Origin of the sequence: Xanthomonas sp. SHU 166 (assembly GCF_000364685.1) — a bacterium.
GTDB classification, from domain to species: domain Bacteria; phylum Pseudomonadota; class Gammaproteobacteria; order Xanthomonadales; family Xanthomonadaceae; genus Xanthomonas_A; species Xanthomonas_A sontii.
In genome coordinates this window covers 1-1,894 of record NZ_AQOJ01000904.1, presented here as the reverse complement: position 1 = coordinate 1,894, position 1,894 = coordinate 1, and the positions used below count along the sequence as shown (strand labels likewise).

Annotated in this window: 3 protein-coding genes; all 3 read right to left on the bottom strand. The window is 72.5% G+C overall.

The features are described 5' to 3' along the window. A partial coding sequence (truD, locus tag D180_RS20350; protein ID WP_051064875.1) for a tRNA pseudouridine(13) synthase TruD occupies nucleotides 1-844 on the bottom strand: 844 nt, incomplete at its 3' end. A gap of 44 nt (nucleotides 845-888) precedes the next feature. Beyond that, entirely contained in the window at nucleotides 889-1,380 is a 492-nt protein-coding gene (gene ispF, locus D180_RS20345) for a 2-C-methyl-D-erythritol 2,4-cyclodiphosphate synthase (RefSeq protein ID WP_017914217.1), read from the bottom strand. A gap of 81 nt (nucleotides 1,381-1,461) precedes the next feature. After that, a partial coding sequence (locus D180_RS20340; RefSeq protein WP_017914216.1) for a 2-C-methyl-D-erythritol 4-phosphate cytidylyltransferase occupies nucleotides 1,462-1,894 on the bottom strand: 433 nt, incomplete at its 5' end.

Here is a 1,894-nt window from a genome sequence, read left to right as displayed (position 1 = left end):
CCCCCCGCCGCTCCTGCTTCAGGCCCTCGCGCTCCAGGCCGTCGCGCAGGCGCTGCGCGACCGCCTCGTCCAGCACCGCCAGTTCCAGCGCACGCGCCGCCTCGGCGCTGCGCAGCTCGCCGGCGCCCCACAGCGGCGCGGACGGATGGATGTCGAAGCGCTGCAAGCGCTCGGCCAGCGCCTCCGACCACGGCTCCGGACCGAACACGCTGCGGCTGCCGTCGAGCATCCACACTTCGCCGTCCAGCGCGCTGTCCCAGTTGCCGGCGGCCACGCGGGCGGCCAGCACCCGGTTGAACAGCTCCGAACGGGCCGCCGACAGCAGCAGCGAGCGCTGCTCGCGGCGCACGCGGCGGCCGCCGAACATCGCCAGCGCGGCGCCGACGTTGCCGCCATCGCGGCCGAACCGTTGCTCGCCGAACCAGTTGGGAATGCCGCGCGCGGCGATCTGCGCCAGCCGCGCCTCGATCGCGCCGCGCTCGCCGCGCACCTCGCGCAGCACCAGCACGAAGCCGTTGCCGGCCAGCGCGCCACGCGGCAGCTTGCGGTTGTGCCAGTGCGCTTCCAGCACCTGCAGATCCGCGTCCTGCAGGCTGTCCAGCGCCGGCGCCACACGCTTGGGCAGATGCACCGAGAAGCGCTGGGTGGTGACCGCATGGCGGTCCTTCATGCCGGCATAGCCGATCGCCAGCTCCGCCACCCCGGCCCACTGCGCCAGGCGGCGCGCGGCGAAGGCGGTGTTCATGCCGCGCTTGCGCACGGTCAGCAGCAGGTGCTCGCCCTCGCCGCTGGGCGCGAACGCGGGCAGTTCGTCGACCTGGAAATCCTCGGCGGTGCTGCGCATGCGCGCCTGCAACGGCGCGGCGCCGAACGCACGCGGCAACTCGCTCACAGCGCCACCAGTAGGACCACGGCCTGCGCCGCGATGCCTTCGCCGCGGCCGGTGAAGCCGAGCTTCTCGCTGGTGGTGGCCTTGACGCTCACGCAGTCCAGTTCGACCTGCAACAGTGCCGCCAGGCGCTCGCGCATCGCCTGCGCATGCGGGCCGACCTTGGGCCGTTCGCAGATCACGGTGATGTCGGCATTGCCCAGGCGCCAGCCGCGCGCGTGCAGCAGGCCGACGCAGTGATCGAGAAACTGCGCACTGTCGGCGCCCTTCCAGCGCGGATCGGACGGGGGAAAATGCTGGCCGATGTCGCCCAGCGCCAGCGCGCCGAGCAAGGCGTCGCACAGGGCGTGGATCGCCACGTCGCCGTCGCTGTGGGCAAGCACGCCGCGCTCGTGCGCCACGCGCACGCCGCCGAGCATGATGTGGTCGCCCTCGCCGAAGGCGTGGACGTCGTAGCCCTGGCCGATGCGGATGCGGGGAAGTTCAGACATTGGCATGGAGACATCCCACGAAAAATGAAAAAGGACGGAGCACGCGCCGCGCCACGGCGGCCGCATCCGACGCCAGGCGCATCACGACTGCCGCGCGCGCTGGAACAGTTCGAACTCGAAACGCGCCAGGTCGGCCGGTGTGGTGACCTTGAAATTGTCTTCGGCGCCCTCGACCAGCAGCGGCCGCAGCCCCAGCAACTCCATCGCCATCGCGTCGTCGGTGACCTCGACGCCGGCCGCGGCGGCCTGCTCCAGGGCCCGGCTCAGTTGCATGCGCCGGAACAGTTGCGGGGTCAGCGCGCGCCACAGGCGCTCGCGCGGTTCGGTGCCGTCGATGCCGCCGTCGTCGCCAGCGCGCTTGAGCGTGTCGCGCACCGGCGCGGCCAGGATCGCGCCGACCGGATCGCCGCGCCCCGCCTCCAGCAGCCGGTCCAGGTCGGCCAGCGCCAGGTTCGGCCGCGCCGCATCGTGCACCAGCACGAAGTCGTCCGCCTTCACCGACTCCGGCAAGGCA